The following is a 17,271-nucleotide window of genomic DNA, read 5'->3' as shown; positions in this document are numbered from 1 at the left end:
CGGCGCGCCAGTCCGGGACTGGCGCGCCCAACCTCCCCGGGTTAACTTCATGAGCATATTGGTCGCCAGGGACAGAACCATGGAAGAGTTCACCGCACCGGACCGCGTCCTGATCGTCGACGACCATTCGCTGGTCCGTGACGGACTGCGCTCGATCTTCGACGATACCTTCCCGGATTGTGAGATCCTCGAGGCGGATTGTCTGGAGAGCGCCCTGCAGGTGCTCTCGGCATCGGGCGACGTCGATCTGATGCTGCTCGACCTCAACATCCCCGACGTCTCGCACCTTTCCGGACTGGAGCGCCTGCGCGACGACTTTCCCGCGACCCCCGTCGTGATGGTCTCGGGCGTGTGCGACCGCAACGTGGTGCGCGATGCATTGGCCGCCGGCGCAGCGGGCTTCGTGCCAAAGTCACTGAAGCGCGCCGCGATCGTCGATGCCCTGCAACAGGTCCTCTCCGGAGAGATCTACATGCCCGAACTGGAGGTCGACGATACGCAAGCCGCGGAAGAAGACCTCATCCGCGCGCGCATCGACAGCCTCACCCCGCAGCAGCGCGTCGTCCTTGGCCATCTCGTCGCCGGGCGGCTGAACAAGCAGATCGCCTACGAGCTGGACGTCTCGATGACGACGGTGAAGGCCCACGTCTCCGCGATACTGCAGAAAATGAACGTCTTCAGCCGCACACAGGCGGTGATCATGGCCGGCAAGGTCGGTTTCAGGGGGTGATCGGCGTCAGATAGCGCCAAGACCCCCGTCCTTCGACGAACCGCGCCTTTTCAGATCACCTCAAGCTGGCGCAACAGGGCCCGCAACTGCGCAGGTTTCACCGGCTTGTGCAGGACCGGAAGCGACAGGCCGGCAAGCTGCGCCTTGGTCTCCTCGCCGCGGTCTGCCGTAATTACCATCGCCGGTACTTGCGAGCCTGCTTTCTCGCGCAGCTGGGCAACCGCGACATCGCCGGTCACCTCGTCATCGAGGTGGTAGTCGACGATCAGCATGGCCGGCCCCTGCTGCAGCGCAGCCAGCGCAGCCGGGTCCTGCGGATCGCCGACGGCGACGACATCGAGCCCCCAGTTCTCCAGCAGGGCTTCCATGCCGGACAGGATCGCCGGGTCGTTGTCGACGACGAGCACTAGGCCCCCGGCTTCGCCGGAGCCGTTCACGGCGGCAGGCCGCGCTTCGGTCGGCAGTGCGGCCGGTTCCGCGCGCGGCAGGCGGATCGAGAACGCCGCCCCTTCTCCGGGCGCCGTTTCCAGGCCGATCTCGTGGCCCAGCATCGTCGTGACGCGCCGCACGATGGCAAGGCCCAGCCCCTTGCCCGGGATTTTCTGCGTCTTGCCGATGCGGCGAAACTCCTCGAAGATCTCGTCGCGGTCGGATGCGGCAATGCCGGGCCCGGTGTCCCGCACGGTAACGACGACGTGATCGCCCTCCAGCGTCAGCTCCACCGCAACGCTGCCCTCTTCGGTGTAGCGGATCGCGTTCGACACGAAATTCTGCAGTACGCGGCGCAGCAGGCGATGGTCGCTGCGCACCCACAGCTCCGTTTCGGGGACATCGAAGACAAGGTTGCCCGCCTGCGCCAGCGGGGCGAACTCTATGCGCAAGGCGCGCAGGATCTGGTCGAGCGAGAGATCGGTGAACTCGGGCTGGATCGCCCCGGCGTCGAGACGCGAGATCTCGAACAGCGCTTCGAGCAGGTCCTCCACCGAGTCCAGCGCGGTCGATGCCTGCTGCACGAGGCTGTGCGACTTGGCCGGCATGTCATGCCCGTCCATCGCCGAAACGAACAGTCGCGCGGCATTGAGCGGCTGGAGCAGGTCATGGCTGGCCGCGGCAATGAAGCTGGTCTTCGAACGGTTGGCCGTCTCCGCCTCGTTCTTCGCCTCGACGAGCTGCCGGTTGAGGTCGACGAGTTCGGCAGTGCGTTCGGCGACCCGGCGTTCAAGCGTCTCGGCCGTCTCGGTCAGCGAGCGCTGGAACCGCACGCGGTCGGTTATGTCGTCGAAAGTGAAGACCATGCCGCCGTTCTTGAGCGGAACCGATCGCACGGTGAAATGCCGCTCGCCGATCATGCACTGGGTCGCCACCTGCGCGGCCCCGCCCTCGCGCCAGTCGAGAGCGTCGGGCCGGTCGAGGCCGAGCTTGAGGATGCACCATTCGGAGAGCGCAGCGTGGTTGTCGAGACCGTTGCCCGGCGCATCCGTGCCAAGCCCGAGGATCGTCAGCATGCCCTCGTTCCACGCCTGCAGCCGCCGCTGCGGATCGAACAGGCAGACGCCTTCGGACAGGGTATCGAGCGTGGCCTGCAGCGCGAGGTTGCGTTCGGCCAGTTCGCGGGCGCGCTGCCGGGCGTCCTCGGCCTTGACCGAGGTGATGTCGGTGTAGATCCCGACGGTGCCGCCGTCGCTGGTCTTGAGTTCGTTGATCTGGATCCAGCGCCCGTCCGACAGCGCCTGCACATGCGCGCCCTGCGCCAGGCGATGGCGCGCCACCCGGTCCTGCAGCCAACGCTCGGGCGCATCGCGCGACGCCAAGGCCGCGCCCGACTGGGCAAGATGCGAGGCCAATTGCGAGAACTCCGGCGCGGCATCGCTGATGTCCTCGAAATAGGGAAAGATCTTCAGGAAGGCGCGGTTGCACAGGATCATGCGGTCGTCGCTGCCGAACAGCGCGAAGCCGTCGCTCAGGGACTCGATCGCATCGCGCAGAAGGGTTCGCGCCGATGTTGCAGCGGCATGGGCGGCCGCCAGTTCGGCATTCGCATCGTTGAGGCGACCGAGCGCTTCCTCGAGTGCCCCGGTGCGGTCGCGCACCATGGCCTCCAGGGAAATCGCCGTCTCGAACATCGAGAAGGCCCCGCCCTGAATGTCGGTCGAGCGCTCGACCCGGTCCATCAGCGCAGCATTGATCTTTTCCAGACGGGCAATCCGCAGCTTCAGCTCTTCCACCTCGCCGGTATCCGCCGCTGTGCCCATCGCCGTCACCGCCCGATCGCCAGGCCGCTGAAAGTCTGGTTCATGTGCGCGGCCAGGAACTGCTCGCCATAGGTGCTGAAGCCCAGCACGTTGAACTCGGAATAGAGCCCGGATATCTCGCGCGAGATCTGGCGGTCCTCGGCATCCAGCCGGTTGAGAACGCAGTCGAAACCGATGATGTGGTCGATTTCGCCGACCCGCGCGCCGACCTTGCCGAACAGTTCGCGCAGCCACGCAATGCGGTCGACCGGCTCGCCGATGGTCAGGACCACCCCGGTATCGATGGCGCAATAGAAAGTCAGGCTGCCGTCGGGGTTGGCCGACTGGATCGAGCGCACATGGTACTGCCCGCCGGTGCGCACCATCGGCGGATGGGCGGCGAAGAAATGGACGTCGAGCGTCTCGGCCGGGCTGCCGGCCAGCCGCCGGTATTCTTCCGCAGCAGGCGCGGCGTTGATCTCGTAGACCGTGCGCGTTTCCGGATCGGCTTCCGTAATCACCATCTTGGCCGGACCCGGCTGGTAGTGGCTGGCGCTGAAGACGTGCATCGGCCGCCTGCTGGTGAGCAACGCGATCACTGCCGCATCGGAATGGAATTCACCCTCGTGCAGCACCGCGGTCTCGGCAAAGGCAAGGTCGTCTCCGCTCGACCCGCCGATCAGCTGGACATCGCCCAGCGCGTGTTGCGCCGTCATCGTCAGCAGTTCCTCGCGGTGCGAAAGGCCATCGACGAAGAACAGCGCGACCTGGTGCAGATCGCCGGCCGCGCCATGATCCAGCCGCGCGCCCGAAACGAGCTGGCGGATCGCGCCTTGCGCCGCCCGCGGATCGAAATGGTCGAGATCGTCGAAGCGCAGCGCCGCCATCGAGAAGCTGGAGGCCGGAAAGCCGATCAGCAACAGACTGTCGGTGTCATAGCCGCGATCGGTCAGTTCCCCCGCGCTGGTACAGCCGACCAGCGGAACACCCGGCAGTGCCCGGCCCAGTTCGCGGGCGAGGTCGTCGCGCGGGTAGCGGTGCGAACAGAACAGCAGACCGCCAGCCAGTTCGCACCCCTCCAGCCCTTCGACAAGTTCGGCCACGGCCGCCACCGGATCCTCGGCGCGCGAGGTGCTGGCCACCAGCCGATCCTTGCCATGCTGCACTTCCATGTCCATTCGCCTGTCTCCCATCGGCCCCGCTTCTGTCTTGCGAGCGAGTGCCGATCTCCCGAATTTCTAGGGCCTTGCCGACGGACCGCCAAGGAAATTCGGGCATTCCTGTCGGTTCTATCCGCTTGCGCCTGTCGGCGGCGCATCGCCGCGGCGGGGCTCTCCCGCTGCCGCCAGCGCCTCGGCCTCGGCATCGCTGAACACGCGCGAGCGGATGATGAATCGCACGCCTTCGGGCGCTTCCAGGCTCATGCCCGATCCGCGTCCCGGCACGATGTCGATGGTGACCTGCGTATGGCGCCAGTATTCGAACTGCGCCGCGCCGATCCAGACCGGGGTGTCGCCCGTCAGCGTGCCCAGCAGCACATCCTGCCCGCCGACGCGGAACTCGCCGGCGGGAAAGCACATCGGCGCAGATCCGTCGCAGCACCCGCCCGACTGGTGGAACATGAGATCGCCATGCCTGGCGCGCAGCCGCTCGATCCACGCCTCGGCCTCTGGCGTGGCAAGGATGCGCGGTGGCACGGGGGCGCTCATGACGCGAAAAGGCGACGGATGGCCGCATGGCCACCCGCCGTTGCAGAGGTTCCGGTGCCGGTCGTTGGCTGGTGGAGAGAGAAGACCGGCACCGGCAAGCCCGATAAGGCCCGGGCCGAAGGCATCAGAAGAAGCCGAGTGCCTTCGGACTGTAGCTGACCAGCAGGTTCTTGGTCTGCTGGTAGTGGTCGAGCATCATCTTGTGCGTCTCGCGGCCGATGCCCGACTGCTTGTAGCCGCCGAAGGCCGCATGGGCCGGGTAGGCATGGTAGCAGTTGGTCCACACGCGGCCCGCCTGGATACCGCGACCGAAGCGATAGGCGCGGGTGCCGTCGCGGCTCCAGACGCCCGCGCCCAGACCGTAGAGCGTATCGTTGGCGATCTCGAGCGCTTCTTCGTCACTGGCGAACTTCGTGACCGATAGGACCGGGCCGAAGATTTCCTCCTGGAAGATGCGCATCTTGTTGTGCCCTTCGAAGACGGTCGGGCGCATGTAGTATCCCTGGGCCAGTTCACCGTCCTGCACGAAGCGTTCGCCGCCGGTGAGGACCCTGGCGCCCTCGCCCTTGCCGATGTCGATGTAGGACAGGATCTTCTCGAGCTGGTCGTTCGATGCCTGCGCGCCGATCATCGTCGAAGGATCGAGCGGGCTGCCCAGCTTGATCGCCTCGACCCGGGCGATCGCCTTTTCCATGAAGCGGTCGTAGATCGATTCGTGGACGAGTGCCCGGCTCGGGCAGGTACAGACCTCGCCCTGGTTGAGTGCGAACATGGCGAAGCCTTCGAGCGCCTTGTCGAGGAAATCGTCGTCCTGCGCCATCACGTCGGCGAAGAAGATGTTCGGGCTCTTGCCGCCCAGTTCCAGCGTGCAGGGAATCAGGTTTTCCGACGCATACTGCATGATCAGGCGCCCGGTCGTCGTCTCGCCGGTGAAAGCGATCTTGGCGATGCGCTTGTTGGTGGCAAGCGGCTTGCCGGCCTCGATGCCGAAGCCGTTGACGATGTTGAGCACACCGGCGGGCAGGATGTCGGCGATCAGCTCGGCCAGGACCATGATCGCCATCGGCGTCTGCTCGGCCGGCTTGAGCACGACGCAGTTGCCCGCTGCAAGCGCCGGAGCGAGCTTCCAGGCCGCCATCAGGATCGGGAAGTTCCACGGGATGATCTGGCCGACCACGCCGAGCGGTTCGTGGAAGTGATAGGCCACGGTGTCGTGGTCGATCTCTGCCAGCGAACCTTCCTGCGCGCGAATGCAGGCGGCGAAGTAACGGAAGTGATCGATCGCAAGCGGGATGTCGGCAGCCGTCGTCTCCCGGATCGGCTTGCCGTTGTCGATCGTCTCGACGAGCGCCAGCTTGTCGAGATTGGCTTCCATTCGGTCGGCTATCTTCAGCAGGGTGTTGGAACGCTCGATGGTGGAGGCGCGGCCCCATGCCTCGCGGGCGGCATGGGCAGCATCGAGCGCGAGTTCGATGTCCTCCGCCGTGCCGCGCGCGACCTGGCACACGACCTGGCCGGTGACGGGCGAGATATTGTCGAAATACTCACCCCGGACCGGGGCCACCCACTTGCCGCCGATGAAGTTGTCGAAGCGCTCGCGAATCAGCGAATCGCCGGTGAATCTGCTCATGGCCTGTTCCAGCATCCCAATCTCCATTCATGTTCTGGCATGAAGTTTCGATGGGCATTGTGCGCCTGTCGGGATGGCCCGCCAATTGTACCTTGGACCGATAGAGCCGCGACGGCGGCGAACCGCGCCGCAGGCCGCCGGGACACCCCAAGCTATGGATAAAAGCCCCTCGCGCCTTTGATTCCCCGGCACCGCTTGCTTAATGCAGGACCGGTGAGTGCAGACATCGTCATCGGCCAGACCCCTAATGGGGAGGCGATCAGGATAGACATCAAGGAGCTTCTCGCGACCCGCCTGCTGGTGCAGGGCAATTCCGGGTCCGGCAAGTCGCACCTGCTGCGCCGCCTGCTCGAAGAGAGCGCCTCCATCGTCCAGCAGGTGGTGATCGATCCCGAAGGCGATTTCGTCAGCCTCGCCGAAGAATTCGGGCACGTCGTGATCGACGGCGCCGCCTATGGCGAGGCCGAGATCGTCCGGCTGGGCGCGCGCATCCGCCAGCACCGCGCCTCGGTCGTCCTTGCGCTCGACGAGCTGGAAATCGACCAGCAGATGAAGTGCGCCGCGCAGTTCCTCAATGCCATGTTCGATGCCCCGCGCGAGCAGTGGTACCCGGCGCTGGTGGTGGTCGACGAGGCGCAGATGTTCGCGCCCGCCGCCGCCGGCGAAGTTTCCGAGGAAGCCCGCCGCATCTCGCTGGGTGCGATGACCAACCTGATGTGCCGCGGGCGCAAGCGCGGCCTCGCCGGGGTGATCGCCACCCAGCGCCTCGCCAAGCTGGCCAAGAACGTCGCGGCCGAAGCATCCAACTTCCTGATGGGCCGCACCTTCCTCGACATCGACATGGTGCGCGCTGCCGACCTGCTGGGCATGGAGCGCCGTCAGGCCGAACAGATCCGCGATCTTGCGCGCGGCCAGTTCCTCGGCCTCGGCCCGGCCATCGCGCGCCGCCCGGTCGCGGTGAACATCGGCTCGGTCCGGACCGGCGCGAAGTCGGTGACGCCCGGCCTCGCCCCGCTGCCTACCGCCAGCACCGAGGACATGCGCGAGCTGCTCCACGCCGACCTCCACGTCGAGCCCGAGCGTCCCGAATTCCCGCGCCCGGCGCCGCGCCCGCGCCTCGACGTCGAGGAACTCGCGGCCAGCATCGCGACGTCCGACAGTGTCGCCGATGCGCCGCCGCGCCCCGAACGGCCCGAACCCGAGCCGGAAGAGAATCGCGCGGCAATGGTCGAGATCCTCAATGCGATGGCGCAGGAGGAGGATTGCACGTTCCAGTCCTCGACCACGCTGTTCCAGGACTTCACGATCCGCTGCCGGATGAAGGGAATTTCGATCCGCGGCCTCGACGCCACGATGTTCCGCCGCGGGTTCGCCGCCGCTCTCGCAGGAATCGAGGACCCGGAGGACGAGCGCTGGCTCGACCTGCTCAACCTTGCCAAGCACGTGCCCGACGACGCGCTGGCGACGTTCTACGTCATCGCCCGCGCGGCGATGGACGGCAAGCCTTGCCCCGACGACATGGAACTGGCGCGCATCTACGGCACCAGCAGCCCGCGCCGCGTTCAGCGCCTGCTCGATTACCTGGAAAAGGACGGACTGATCGTGGTGCGTACCGACTTTTCGGGCAAGCGATCGGTCGGCCTGCCCGATCTGGGCGTGACGACGGCACCCGTCGAGGCGTAAGACGGGCCGGACATGGCCGAGATCATCAACCTTCGTCTGGCCCGCAAGGCCAGGGACCGCGCCGCCGACAAGGCGCAGGCGCACAGCAACCGCGCCTTGCATGGACGCACGAAGGCCGAGCGCAAGGCGAGCGAAGCCGAAGCGGCCCGCCTCGACCGGACGCTAGACGGGGCGAAGCGCGAGAGAGACTCAGACGGGAACGGGGACGTGGACTGATGCGCACGACTTACGAAAGCGCGACGGTGCGCCTCTATCACCTCGATGCCGGCCCCGAAGGCGGCGCCGCGCAGACCCTGTTCTACGGCCCCCTGTCCGAAGCCATGCAGATCGCGGCGCAGCAGCCCGAAGACGTGCAGGATGGGCTGTTCATCGCCACCGACAACGACGTGGTGGCCTACCTCGACCTGTTCGAAGGCTGATCTCTTGCATCGCTGCGGCGCGTGCCCCGGAAAAGTGCCCGGTGCAGGATCGCGGAGAGAGAATGGAAGAGAAGCGATCCGGCACCGGGCCAATCAACGCCCGCGTCCGACTTCGGGCGTTAGGGAATGCAATATGCTATCGATTGCATAGCCCGTAAACTCTTAAAAAATCCAGTACGGCCCCGCGATGAAATGCCGTGCCCGGGGCACCGATTTCCGTCGCGCCATTGTGCAAAGGCTCCGCTTGCCATACCGGCACCTGCGATGAGCAGGCTCGATTCCCTTCTCAGGTCCGCGCTGGCGCGGATCGACAGCGCCGGTCAGCGCCGCACCTTGCGTGCGGCTGCCCTCGCCGGCGGCGGCCGCGTGATCCGCGAGGGGCGCGAACTGGTCGACTTTTCCAGCAACGATTACCTCGGCCTCGCGCGTCATCCGCTGCTGGCCGAGCGTGCGCGCGAATGGACCGCGAAGTTGGGCACCGGTTCAGGCGCATCGCGACTGGTGACGGGCACCAGCGAGGCGCACCTTGCGCTCGAGGCGCGCATCGCAAAGTTCAAGGGAACCGAAGCCGCTCTGATCTTCGCCAGCGGCTGGCAGGCCAATGCCGCGGCGATTCCCGCCCTGCTCGCCGCCTTACCGGGGGCCGCCGTCTTCACCGATCGGCTGATCCACGCCAGCATGCACGCGGGCATCGCCATTGCCGGCGTGCGCCAGCACCGCTTCCGCCACAACGACCTCGACCACCTCGAAACGCTGCTGGCGGACAAGGGGCGCGATGCCCCGGCCCGAGTGATCCTGACCGAAAGCGTGTTCAGCATGGACGGCGACCGCGCCGACATGGCGCGCCTTGCCATGATCGCCGAGGCCCACGATGCCGTGCTTTTCATCGACGAGGCCCATGCCACCGGCGTGCTGGGTCCGGGCGGCGCAGGCCTGTCGGCCGAAGTGCCGGGCCGGGTCGACCTGACCATGGGCACCTTCAGCAAGGCGCTCGGCGGGTTCGGAGCCTATGTCGCGGGCTCGCAGGCGCTGATCGACTATCTCGTCAACACTGCCAGCGGCTTCATCTTCACGACCGCGCCGCCGCCTGCGGTACTCGGCGCCATCGATGCGGCGCTCGATCTCGTGCCGGGCATGGAGGCCGAGCGGACCCACCTGGCCATGCTGGGCGAGCGGTTGCGCAGCGGCCTTGCGCGCCTCGGCCTCGACCATGGCGAGTCGAGCACCCAGATCGTGCCTGCGGTGATCGGCGCTGAAGCCGATGCCATGGCGCTTTCGGCCCGGCTGGAGCAGGCAGGCTTCCTGGCCTCCGCGATCCGCCCGCCCACGGTCCCGCCGGGCACCAGCCGCCTGCGCATCGCCCTTCGCGCCAGCCAGAGCGAGGCCGACATCGACGCCCTGCTCGCCGCGATAGAGGCGCAGCGGTGAAACTGCTGTTCTGCCACGGCTGGGGCTTCGACCGGCATTTCTGGGACGCCCTCGCTCCGCTCCTCGGTGAATGGGAGCAGTACCGCGACGACCGCGGCTATTTCGGCGATCCGCTGGTCCCGGCGGTCGAAGGCCCCTGCCTTGCGATAACCCACTCCTTCGGCACCATGCGGATCCTCGCCGATCCGCCTCCGGGGCTCGCCGGCATCGTCGCGATCAACGGGTTCGAGCGCTTCACCGCCGCACCCGACAGTCCGGGCGTACCGACCCGCGTCGTCGACCTGATGTTGCGCCGGTTCGACCGCGAGCCGCGCCCGGTGGTCGAAGAATTCCGCCAGCGCGTCGGCTGCGACCAGCCTCTGGCCCGGATCGATCCCGCCCCGCTGCGCGAAGACCTGCTGCACTTGCGCGATTCCCGGCCGCCCTTGCCGCAAGTGCCGGTCCTCATCGTACAGGCTGGCGGGGATCCACTACTTCCCGAGGCCATGCGCGAGGCCTGCTTTGCCGGCGTAGCCGCACGGCACCTTAGGCACGAAAGCGGCGGCCATCTCCTCCCGTTCGAAGACCCGGCGTTTTGCGCGCAGGCGGTGCGCGACATGACCGGGGTGCTGGCATGACCGGGCAACGCGAACGTATCGCAACGGCCTTCGCCAGGGCGCCGGACTACGAGGGCCATGCCCGCGTCCAGCGCAGTGTCGCCGTGCGCCTCGCCGAGCGTATCGCCGCGCTCGACCTGCCGCAAAGCCCCCGCGTGCTGGAGATCGGCTGCGGCACCGGCTTCCTGACGCGCGCATTGGTCGCGGCAGGAATCGGCGGGGACTGGACGATCACCGACATCGCCCCTGAAATGGTCGAGCGTTGCCGGGCCAACCTGGGCGATGCGCCCTCGCGCCGATTCGCGACGATGGACGGGGAATTCGGCACTCCGGAAGGCGGGCCTTTCGATCTCATCTGCTCCAGCCTTGCCCTGCAGTGGTTCACCGATGCGCCTGCCGCACTGGCCCGCATGGCCGAATGGCTCGCGCCGGGCGGTCACTGCCTCGTGACGACGCTGGGGCCCCGCACCTTTGCCGAATGGCGCGAAGCTCACACGTCCGAGGGGCTGGTCGCCGGAACGCCGGAATTCCGCCCGGTCGAGGACTTCACCCGGCTTGCCCCGGCCGCGCTCGACATCGAGGCACTTGTCGAAAGCCATGCCGATGCCCGTGCATTCCTGCGCTCGCTCAAGGCCATCGGCGCCGGTACGTCCTCGCCACGCCATCGCCCGCTGCCGCCTGGCGTCCTGCGCAAGGTCATGACCCGCTTCGAACAATCGGGGAGCGCGGTGACATACGAGGTCGTGACCTGTCACCTTCATCGCGCTAGGTGAAACGACCATGCCAACCACCCCCATCATCGTCACCGGCACCGACACCGAAATCGGCAAGACCGTTTTCGCCGCCGCCCTGACCGGCGCGCTCGGCGCCCATTACTGGAAACCCGTGCAGGCCGGACTGGAAGCCGACGGCGGCGACCGCGACCGCGTGGCCCGTCTCGCCGGTATCGCGCCGGAGCGCGTGCTGCCCGACGCCTATCGCCTCACGACACCCTGCTCGCCCCACCTTGCCGCCGAGATCGACGGGGTCGCCATCGATCCGGAACGGCTCGCCCTGCCGCAGGTCGACGGGCCGCTGGTGATCGAAGGAGCCGGCGGTGCCCTCGTGCCGCTCACCCGCCAGATGACTTACGCCGACCAGTTCGCGCGCTGGCAATGCCCGGTCGTGATCGTCGCGCGGACCATGCTGGGCACGATCAATCATTCGCTCCTGTCGATCGAGGCGCTGCGGGGGCGCGGCATCGCCATTCTCGGTATCGCCTTCGTCGGCGATGCCGTGGAAGACAGCGAGGCGACGATCTGCGAGATGGGCAAGGTCCGCCGCCTGGGCCGCCTGCCGCGGCTCGATCCGCTGACGCCCGAAACCCTGCGCGCGGCCTTTGCCGAACATTTTCGACTGGAGGATTTCACCCGGTGACGTCATCTGTCTGGCACCCCTTCACGCAGCACGGCCTGCGCGAACCGATCCCCATGGTCGAACGCGCCGAGGGCGCGCTGCTCCATAGCGCGGAGAGCAAATCCTACATCGATGCGATCTCGTCGTGGTGGGTGACGACGCACGGGCACTGCAACCCGAAGATCATGGCCGCCATCGCCGAACAGGCGGGCAAGCTCGACCAGATCATCTTCGCCGGCTGGACCCATGAACCCGCCGAAGCGGTGGCCGCCGGCCTGCGCGCAATCATGCCGCAGAACCTGTCGCGGGTGTTCTTCTCCGATTCCGGATCGACCGCCGTCGAAGTCGCGCTGAAGATGGCGCTCGGCTACTGGCACGCGCGGGGCGAGGCGCGGCACCGCATCGTCGTGATGGAACACAGCTACCACGGCGATACCATCGGCGCGATGTCGGTAGGTGCACGCGGCGTGTTCAACCAGGCCTATGAACCGCTACTGTTCGACGTCGGGACCGTGCCCTTCCCCGCCGCGGGAACAGAGCAGGCCACGCTCGATGCGCTGGACGCGATCTGCCGCCAGAACGATACCGCCGCCTTCATCGTCGAGCCGCTGGTGCTCGGCGCAGGCGGCATGCTGATCTACACCCCGGAAACGCTGGCGCAGATGCACGAGGTCTGCGCACGCCACGGCGTGCTGTTCATTGCCGACGAAGTGATGACCGGCTGGGGCCGCACCGGCACCCTGCTCGCCTGCGAACAGGCGGGCGTCGCGCCGGACATCCTGTGCCTGTCCAAGGGCCTTACCGGCGGCGCGATCCCGTTGGCGGTCACGATGGCGACCGAGGCGATATTCGAGGCGCACTGGTCGACCGAGCGCGCGAAGATGTTCTTCCACTCGTCCAGCTACACCGCCAACCCGCTCGCCTGCGCGGCAGCCCACGCGAACCTGCAGATCTGGCGCGAGGAACCGGTGCGCGAGCGTATCGCCACACTGGCCGGGCGGCAGGCGCGCTGGCTGGAAAAGCTCGAGAGCTTCTGCCACTTCGACAACGCCCGCCAATGCGGGACGATTGCCGCGCTCGACCTCAAGACCTCGGGCGAAGGGGGCTATCTCGATACGCTGGCGCCCGACCTCATGGCCTTCTTCCGCGAGCGCGGGATCCTGCTGCGTCCGTTGGGCAATACGGTCTACGTCATGCCGCCCTACTGCATCACGGAGGATCAGTTGGCCGACGTGTGGAATGCCATCGGCGAGGCCGTGATCAGCTTCTGAGCGGCAGGGCTATTCCGGATCGTCCGGTGCGGCCTCGCAGGTGGCGAGATCGACGAAGGCCCTGCCGACCTCGGTGAGCCTGCCGCCTGCGACCAGCCCGGAATGCAGGTTCCAGCCGTCGAGCCCCTCGTAGAGCCCGAACCACGCGTGGCGTTCGACAAAGGGCAAGTCATCCAGCATCGCAGAGGCGCGGCGGAAGAACGATGCCTGTTCGGCAACGGAAAAGCGGCCCGGCCGCGTCCAGTCGGCCAGCGCCCATTCGGTAACCCAGATCGGCCTGTCATAAGCCGCGTGGATCCGCTCGAGGCGACGGCGGAATGCGTCGATATCCGGGGACTGCGCATAGTGGTGGACGGCGATGAAATCGACGCGATAACCGTGCGCGCCTGCCCCGGCCATGAAGCGGCCGAGCCAGCTGTCAGGTCCCAGTTCGTTGCCCGTACCGGTCGCCGGTGATCCGAGACGTTTGCCCGTCGCCATCAGCGTCGGCCAATAGGCCAGCGCAAGCTCGACGCTCATGTTCGCCTGCTTCGCTTCGTCCGGTTCGTTGAAGGTCAGCAGCACTGGCGAAGCCGTGGCGAAGACCTGCGGCAGATCCCGGCCCGACCGGATCATCGGCACGAAGCGGGCATCGCTTAGCCCCGACTTCGCCTGCCAGGTGTAGAACCAGCCGCCGTGCAGGCGCGCCAGATCGGCCTGCAGAGCGTTCTCGCCATCGACCGGCCAGGCGCCGGTGCCGAGTTTTCCGACATGTTCGACAGGGCATGGACCCGCATGGGCCGTGCCCGGCAGGAACAGGCCGGGCGCCGCCGCAAGCGCGAGCAGTAGGCAAATTCCGGGAAACTTGGCGCGGATCATGGCAGAGGCGTCAACGCGCCGGGCGCCGCGCGGTTGCGGCGGGGCCTTTCAGCCCCGGCCACGGTCGGGGTCAGGCGTAGGGCGGCTTGTGCTGGCCCGCCGGGCTGAGCGTGAAGATCTCGCAGCCGTCCTCGGTAATGCCGATCGAGTGTTCGAACTGGGCCGAAAGCGACTTGTCACGCGTGACCGCGGTCCAGCCGTCGTTGAGCAGCTTCACCGGCGGCTTGCCCAGGTTGATCATCGGCTCGATGGTCATGAACATGCCGGGCTTGAGCAGCGGCCCGGTGCCGGGACGACCGGCGTGGACCACTTCGGGCGCATCGTGGAACAGGCGACCGAGACCGTGCCCGCAGAACTCACGAACGACGCCGTAGCGGTGCGATTCGGCATAGGCCTGAATCGCCGCGCCGATGTCGCCCACGCGGTTGCCGGGCTTGGCCTGCTCGATGCCGATCATCAGGCACTCGTAAGTCACATCGACCAGCTTGCGCGCCTTCAGCGAGGGCTCGCCCGCGAAGTACATGCGGCTGGAATCGCCGTGCCAGCCATCCAGCAGCGGGGTCACGTCGATGTTGAGGATATCGCCTTCCTTCAGCGTCTTTTCCGAAGGAATGCCATGGCACACGACATGGTTGATCGAGATGCAGCACGAATGCGCATAGCCGCGATAGCCCAGTGTCGCCGGAACCGCACCGCCGTCGAGCGTCAGTTCGCGAACCTTGTCGTCGATTTCAGCCGTGGTGACACCCGGCTGCACCATCGCGGCCACTTCGTCGAGGATCGCGGCAGCAAGGCGCCCGGCCTTGCGCATGCCCTCGAAAGCCTCGGGTCCGTGCAGCTTGATGGTGCCGTCGCGCAGGACGGTTTCACTTCCGGGTTCGACAATCTGGTATTCGCTCATGGCCCCCACATAGCGATCTTGCCCGCCAAATGCGAGATGCTCGCAATCGCGAAAGATCAGTTGCCGATCGAAAAACTGTCCTTGTAGGCGGGCTTCACCGTGCCAAGGACGGCCGAGGTGACCGGCAAGGTGATCTCATAAGTGCCTTCGGCATAGGGCCCGGCCGCATAGGGACCGACAAGAATTCCGAGGCGATCGAAGGTCTTGCCGTTCGACGAGCCGAGAATCACCGTGCTTTCGAGCGGATCGATGCAGTCGCTGAACATGTCGTCGCTGCCACGCTGCACCGGCACCCCGCGTCGCTTTTCCCGCTCCCTGTCGAGCGCACTGCAGAAGGGCCTGCGGATCGCCGAGCGCAGGGCCGCTTCGCTGGTGAACAGGGTTTCGGGCTTGCGGGCCGCGTCGGCCTGCTTGTCCCACAGCAGCGAATCGAAGCCGCTCATGCCGTGGGCGCCACCGGAAAAAACGTAGAACTCCGAGGACAGCGACAGCCAGCCCGGCAGGTCGGTTACCACCTTCCATGAAGTCTGGCTGCTGTGCGCGTGATAGGGAAAGTCGTTCTTCTTCGCCTCGCGCCGGTCGTCGCGCGATTCGGCGATCAGCGCCTTGCGGGTTTCATCCAGCTTGGCATCGAGCCGCGCGCGCAGCCCGGGAATCGCGCCGGCCTGATCGGGATACTCGTAAGCGAACTCGTAAAGGTCGTTCGAGGCTTCTTCCTTGCGCCCCATGGCTGCTGCAGCCTGCGCGTCCGGCGAAGCGCCATCGGACGTCGCCGCCTGCGAGGCCGAGCCGGCTCCCGTACCGCCAACCCCGGCATCATTCGAGGCTGAAAGCGAAGGCTGATCCTCCGGGGCATCGGCCTGCTTGCCCGAACAGCCGCCTGCCAGGAGAACGCTTGCCAACACCAATCCGCCAATTCGCATAAATTTCCTCTCGCACTCGGGCCTGAGCCAACGCTAGAGAAACTCGATATGAGCGACAAGAACCCTTTGATTCAGCCGGACCGGGGCCAGAAGGCCGTGGCAATCCACCTCGTCGACAAGGACGGACTGGATGCCTTCCTCAAGGAACGCACCGCGGCCCAGCGCGCCGCGCTCGACGCGCACAAGTTCACCGCCGATGCAGGCGAGCACGCGATCGTGCCCGATGGCGACGGCTGGGTCGTGGTGGCAGGCGTCGCCCGGACCGGGGAACTGTCCAGCTGGTGCCTCGCCAAGCTCGCCGATGCGCTGCCTGCCGGCACCTATCGTTGCCACGGCGCCGAGCCGGGCCGCGCGATGTTCGGCTGGATCACCGGACAATACAGCTTCGAGCGCTATCGCTCCGATCCTTCCGAGGAAGGCCCGCGCGTTCTGTTGACCGCAGAGGCGGGCAAGATCGACGCGATCACCGCCGAAGCCGAGGCCGTCGAACTGGTCCGCGACCTCGTCAACACCCCGGCCGAGGACATGGGTCCCGGCCAGCTCGAGGCGGAGGCCGAAAGCCTTGCCAAGGCCTATCGCGCGGAAATCCACGTGACCCGCGCCGACATGCTCGAACGCGAGTACCCGATGGTCCATGCCGTGGGCCGCGCTGCCGGGCGCAGCCACGCGCCGCGCATGATCGAGCTGGAATGGGGCGATCCCAAGCACCCGAAGATCGCCATCGTCGGCAAGGGCGTCTGCTTCGATTCGGGCGGGCTCGACATCAAGCCGTCCTCGGGCATGCTGCTGATGAAGAAGGACATGGGCGGCGCGGCGCATGCCCTGGCGCTGGCGCGGCTGATCATGGACGCGAAGCTGCCGGTGCGGCTGCACCTGCTGGTCCCCGCCGTCGAAAACGCGGTTTCAGCCAACTCCTTCCGCCCGGGCGACGTCCTGCGCAGTCGCGCAGGCATCTCGGTGGAGATCGGCAATACCGATGCCGAAGGCCGCCTGATCCTCGGCGACGCCCTCGCCCGTGCCGGAGAGAAGGAGCCGGAGCTGATCATCGATTTCGCGACGCTGACCGGTGCGGCCCGGGTCGCGCTCGGCCCCGACCTGCCCGCGCTCTTCGCGCGCGAGGACGCAACGGCGCAGGCCCTGCTCGACGGCGGCCTTGCCAGCGACGATCCGTGCTGGCGCCTGCCGTTGCACGAAGGCTACCGTGAAATGCTCAAGTCCGACGTGGCCGACATCAATAACGCCGGCAGCGGCGGCTTTGCCGGCGCCTGCACCGCGGCGCTGTTCCTCGACCGCTTCGTCCCCAAGGGCGTCGACTGGGCCCATTTCGACACCTTCGCCTGGCGGCCTTCCGCCAAGCCGGGTCGTCCGAAGGGGGGAGACGCTTTGGGTCTGCGGGCGAGCTGGAATATGCTAAGACAGCGGTACGGCAAATGACTCGCCGAAACCTTGCTTCTTGGCCATGCCCCAGCTAAGCGCGCCCATCTTTGACTTTGGAGA

Annotated in this window: 17 protein-coding genes; 10 read left to right on the top strand and 7 right to left on the bottom strand. The window is 66.9% G+C overall.

The features are described 5' to 3' along the window. The first annotated feature begins 49 nt into the window (after positions 1-49). Entirely contained in the window at positions 50-730 is a 681-nt protein-coding gene (locus B5483_RS17490) for a response regulator transcription factor (protein WP_176168092.1), read from the top strand. Positions 731-780: 50 nt separating this feature from the next. Here B5483_RS17490 and B5483_RS17485 read toward each other — a convergent pair whose 3' ends face one another. The 4 genes from B5483_RS17485 to adh all read right to left on the bottom strand — a co-directional run bounded on the left by B5483_RS17485 (position 781) and on the right by adh (position 6,315). Continuing rightward, positions 781-2,982: a hybrid sensor histidine kinase/response regulator gene (locus B5483_RS17485; protein WP_079731309.1), complete on the bottom strand. Its 2,202-nt coding sequence runs from the start codon at positions 2,980-2,982 to the stop codon at positions 781-783. A 5-nt stretch (positions 2,983-2,987) separates the two neighbouring features. Then, positions 2,988-4,133 carry an FIST N-terminal domain-containing protein gene (locus B5483_RS17480; RefSeq protein ID WP_176168098.1) on the bottom strand — a complete coding sequence of 382 codons (1,146 nt, stop codon included), beginning with the start codon at positions 4,131-4,133 and terminating at the stop codon, positions 2,988-2,990. Positions 4,134-4,250: 117 nt separating this feature from the next. Next, positions 4,251-4,670 (bottom strand): DUF779 domain-containing protein, encoded by a 420-nt coding sequence (locus B5483_RS17475; protein ID WP_054946108.1) that lies wholly within the window; start codon positions 4,668-4,670, stop codon positions 4,251-4,253. A 124-nt stretch (positions 4,671-4,794) separates the two neighbouring features. Further along, a complete protein-coding gene (gene adh, locus B5483_RS17470; protein WP_054946173.1) occupies positions 4,795-6,315 on the bottom strand; it encodes an aldehyde dehydrogenase in 1,521 nt (506 codons plus the stop codon). Positions 6,316-6,513: 198 nt separating this feature from the next. On the opposite strand from adh, the gene B5483_RS17465 reads away from it, so the two are divergent. The 8 genes from B5483_RS17465 (at position 6,514) to B5483_RS17430 (ending at position 13,092) form a co-directional block, all read left to right on the top strand. Then, positions 6,514-7,983: a helicase HerA domain-containing protein gene (locus B5483_RS17465; protein WP_054946107.1), complete on the top strand. Its 1,470-nt coding sequence runs from the start codon at positions 6,514-6,516 to the stop codon at positions 7,981-7,983. A gap of 12 nt (positions 7,984-7,995) precedes the next feature. Next, on the top strand, positions 7,996-8,199 hold the full coding sequence (locus B5483_RS17460) for a DUF4169 family protein (RefSeq protein ID WP_079731307.1): 204 nt from the start codon (positions 7,996-7,998) through the stop codon (positions 8,197-8,199). Further along, the gene (locus tag B5483_RS17455) at positions 8,199-8,402 is read left to right on the top strand and encodes a hypothetical protein (protein ID WP_054946105.1); all 204 of its coding nucleotides are present in this window, start codon (positions 8,199-8,201) and stop codon (positions 8,400-8,402) included. Before B5483_RS17460 ends, B5483_RS17455 begins: the two co-directional genes overlap by 1 nt. Before the next feature lie 264 nt (positions 8,403-8,666). Next, positions 8,667-9,830 carry an aminotransferase class I/II-fold pyridoxal phosphate-dependent enzyme gene (locus B5483_RS17450; protein ID WP_079731305.1) on the top strand — a complete coding sequence of 388 codons (1,164 nt, stop codon included), beginning with the start codon at positions 8,667-8,669 and terminating at the stop codon, positions 9,828-9,830. Further along, a complete protein-coding gene (locus tag B5483_RS17445) occupies positions 9,827-10,447 on the top strand; it encodes an alpha/beta fold hydrolase (protein WP_079731304.1) in 621 nt (206 codons plus the stop codon). Before B5483_RS17450 ends, B5483_RS17445 begins: the two co-directional genes overlap by 4 nt. Then, the gene (locus tag B5483_RS17440; RefSeq protein ID WP_079731302.1) at positions 10,444-11,199 is read left to right on the top strand and encodes a methyltransferase domain-containing protein; all 756 of its coding nucleotides are present in this window, start codon (positions 10,444-10,446) and stop codon (positions 11,197-11,199) included. The genes B5483_RS17445 and B5483_RS17440 overlap by 4 nt, the downstream gene beginning before the upstream one ends. A gap of 7 nt (positions 11,200-11,206) precedes the next feature. Continuing rightward, positions 11,207-11,842, top strand: a complete 636-nt coding sequence (gene bioD, locus B5483_RS17435) for a dethiobiotin synthase (RefSeq protein WP_054946101.1) — start codon at positions 11,207-11,209, stop codon at positions 11,840-11,842. Continuing rightward, on the top strand, positions 11,839-13,092 hold the full coding sequence (locus B5483_RS17430; protein ID WP_079731301.1) for an adenosylmethionine--8-amino-7-oxononanoate transaminase: 1,254 nt from the start codon (positions 11,839-11,841) through the stop codon (positions 13,090-13,092). Before bioD ends, B5483_RS17430 begins: the two co-directional genes overlap by 4 nt. 9 nt (positions 13,093-13,101) lie before the next feature. Here the strand turns inward: B5483_RS17430 and B5483_RS17425 are convergent, their stop codons facing one another. The 3 genes from B5483_RS17425 to B5483_RS17415 form a co-directional block, all read right to left on the bottom strand. Beyond that, positions 13,102-13,950 (bottom strand): glycosyl hydrolase, encoded by an 849-nt coding sequence (locus tag B5483_RS17425; RefSeq protein WP_079731300.1) that lies wholly within the window; start codon positions 13,948-13,950, stop codon positions 13,102-13,104. 70 nt (positions 13,951-14,020) lie between these two features. Continuing rightward, on the bottom strand, positions 14,021-14,851 hold the full coding sequence (map, locus tag B5483_RS17420) for a type I methionyl aminopeptidase (RefSeq protein ID WP_054946098.1): 831 nt from the start codon (positions 14,849-14,851) through the stop codon (positions 14,021-14,023). Between the two features lie 56 nt (positions 14,852-14,907). Continuing rightward, positions 14,908-15,756 (bottom strand): DUF4163 domain-containing protein, encoded by an 849-nt coding sequence (locus tag B5483_RS17415; RefSeq protein WP_231634639.1) that lies wholly within the window; start codon positions 15,754-15,756, stop codon positions 14,908-14,910. A 66-nt stretch (positions 15,757-15,822) separates the two neighbouring features. On the opposite strand from B5483_RS17415, the gene B5483_RS17410 reads away from it, so the two are divergent. Beyond that, a complete protein-coding gene (locus tag B5483_RS17410; protein ID WP_054946096.1) occupies positions 15,823-17,208 on the top strand; it encodes a leucyl aminopeptidase family protein in 1,386 nt (461 codons plus the stop codon). Positions 17,209-17,271: the final 63 nt, after the last annotated feature.

Origin of the sequence: Novosphingobium mathurense (assembly GCF_900168325.1) — a bacterium.
Lineage (GTDB): Bacteria > Pseudomonadota > Alphaproteobacteria > Sphingomonadales > Sphingomonadaceae > Novosphingobium > Novosphingobium mathurense.
The sequence above is the reverse complement of the archived record's forward strand: the minus strand, read 5'-3'. Positions and strand labels throughout refer to the sequence as shown.

Excerpts from the sequence above, each read along its gene's own strand:
- B5483_RS17410 (WP_054946096.1), top strand. The coding sequence starts at position 15,823 with ATGAGCGACAAGAACCCTTTGATTCAGCCGGACCGGGGCCAGAAGGCC.
- B5483_RS17450 (WP_079731305.1), top strand. The coding sequence starts at position 8,667 with ATGAGCAGGCTCGATTCCCTTCTCAGGTCCGCGCTGGCGCGGATCGAC.
- bioD (WP_054946101.1), top strand. The coding sequence starts at position 11,207 with ATGCCAACCACCCCCATCATCGTCACCGGCACCGACACCGAAATCGGC.
- B5483_RS17475 (WP_054946108.1), bottom strand. The coding sequence starts at position 4,670 with ATGAGCGCCCCCGTGCCACCGCGCATCCTTGCCACGCCAGAGGCCGAG.
- adh (WP_054946173.1), bottom strand. The coding sequence starts at position 6,315 with ATGCTGGAACAGGCCATGAGCAGATTCACCGGCGATTCGCTGATTCGC.
- B5483_RS17460 (WP_079731307.1), top strand. The coding sequence starts at position 7,996 with ATGGCCGAGATCATCAACCTTCGTCTGGCCCGCAAGGCCAGGGACCGC.
- B5483_RS17485 (WP_079731309.1), bottom strand. The coding sequence starts at position 2,982 with ATGGGCACAGCGGCGGATACCGGCGAGGTGGAAGAGCTGAAGCTGCGG.
- map (WP_054946098.1), bottom strand. The coding sequence starts at position 14,851 with ATGAGCGAATACCAGATTGTCGAACCCGGAAGTGAAACCGTCCTGCGC.
- B5483_RS17490 (WP_176168092.1), top strand. The coding sequence starts at position 50 with ATGAGCATATTGGTCGCCAGGGACAGAACCATGGAAGAGTTCACCGCA.
- B5483_RS17480 (WP_176168098.1), bottom strand. The coding sequence starts at position 4,133 with ATGGAAGTGCAGCATGGCAAGGATCGGCTGGTGGCCAGCACCTCGCGC.
- B5483_RS17425 (WP_079731300.1), bottom strand. The coding sequence starts at position 13,950 with ATGATCCGCGCCAAGTTTCCCGGAATTTGCCTACTGCTCGCGCTTGCG.
- B5483_RS17455 (WP_054946105.1), top strand. The coding sequence starts at position 8,199 with ATGCGCACGACTTACGAAAGCGCGACGGTGCGCCTCTATCACCTCGAT.
- B5483_RS17440 (WP_079731302.1), top strand. The coding sequence starts at position 10,444 with ATGACCGGGCAACGCGAACGTATCGCAACGGCCTTCGCCAGGGCGCCG.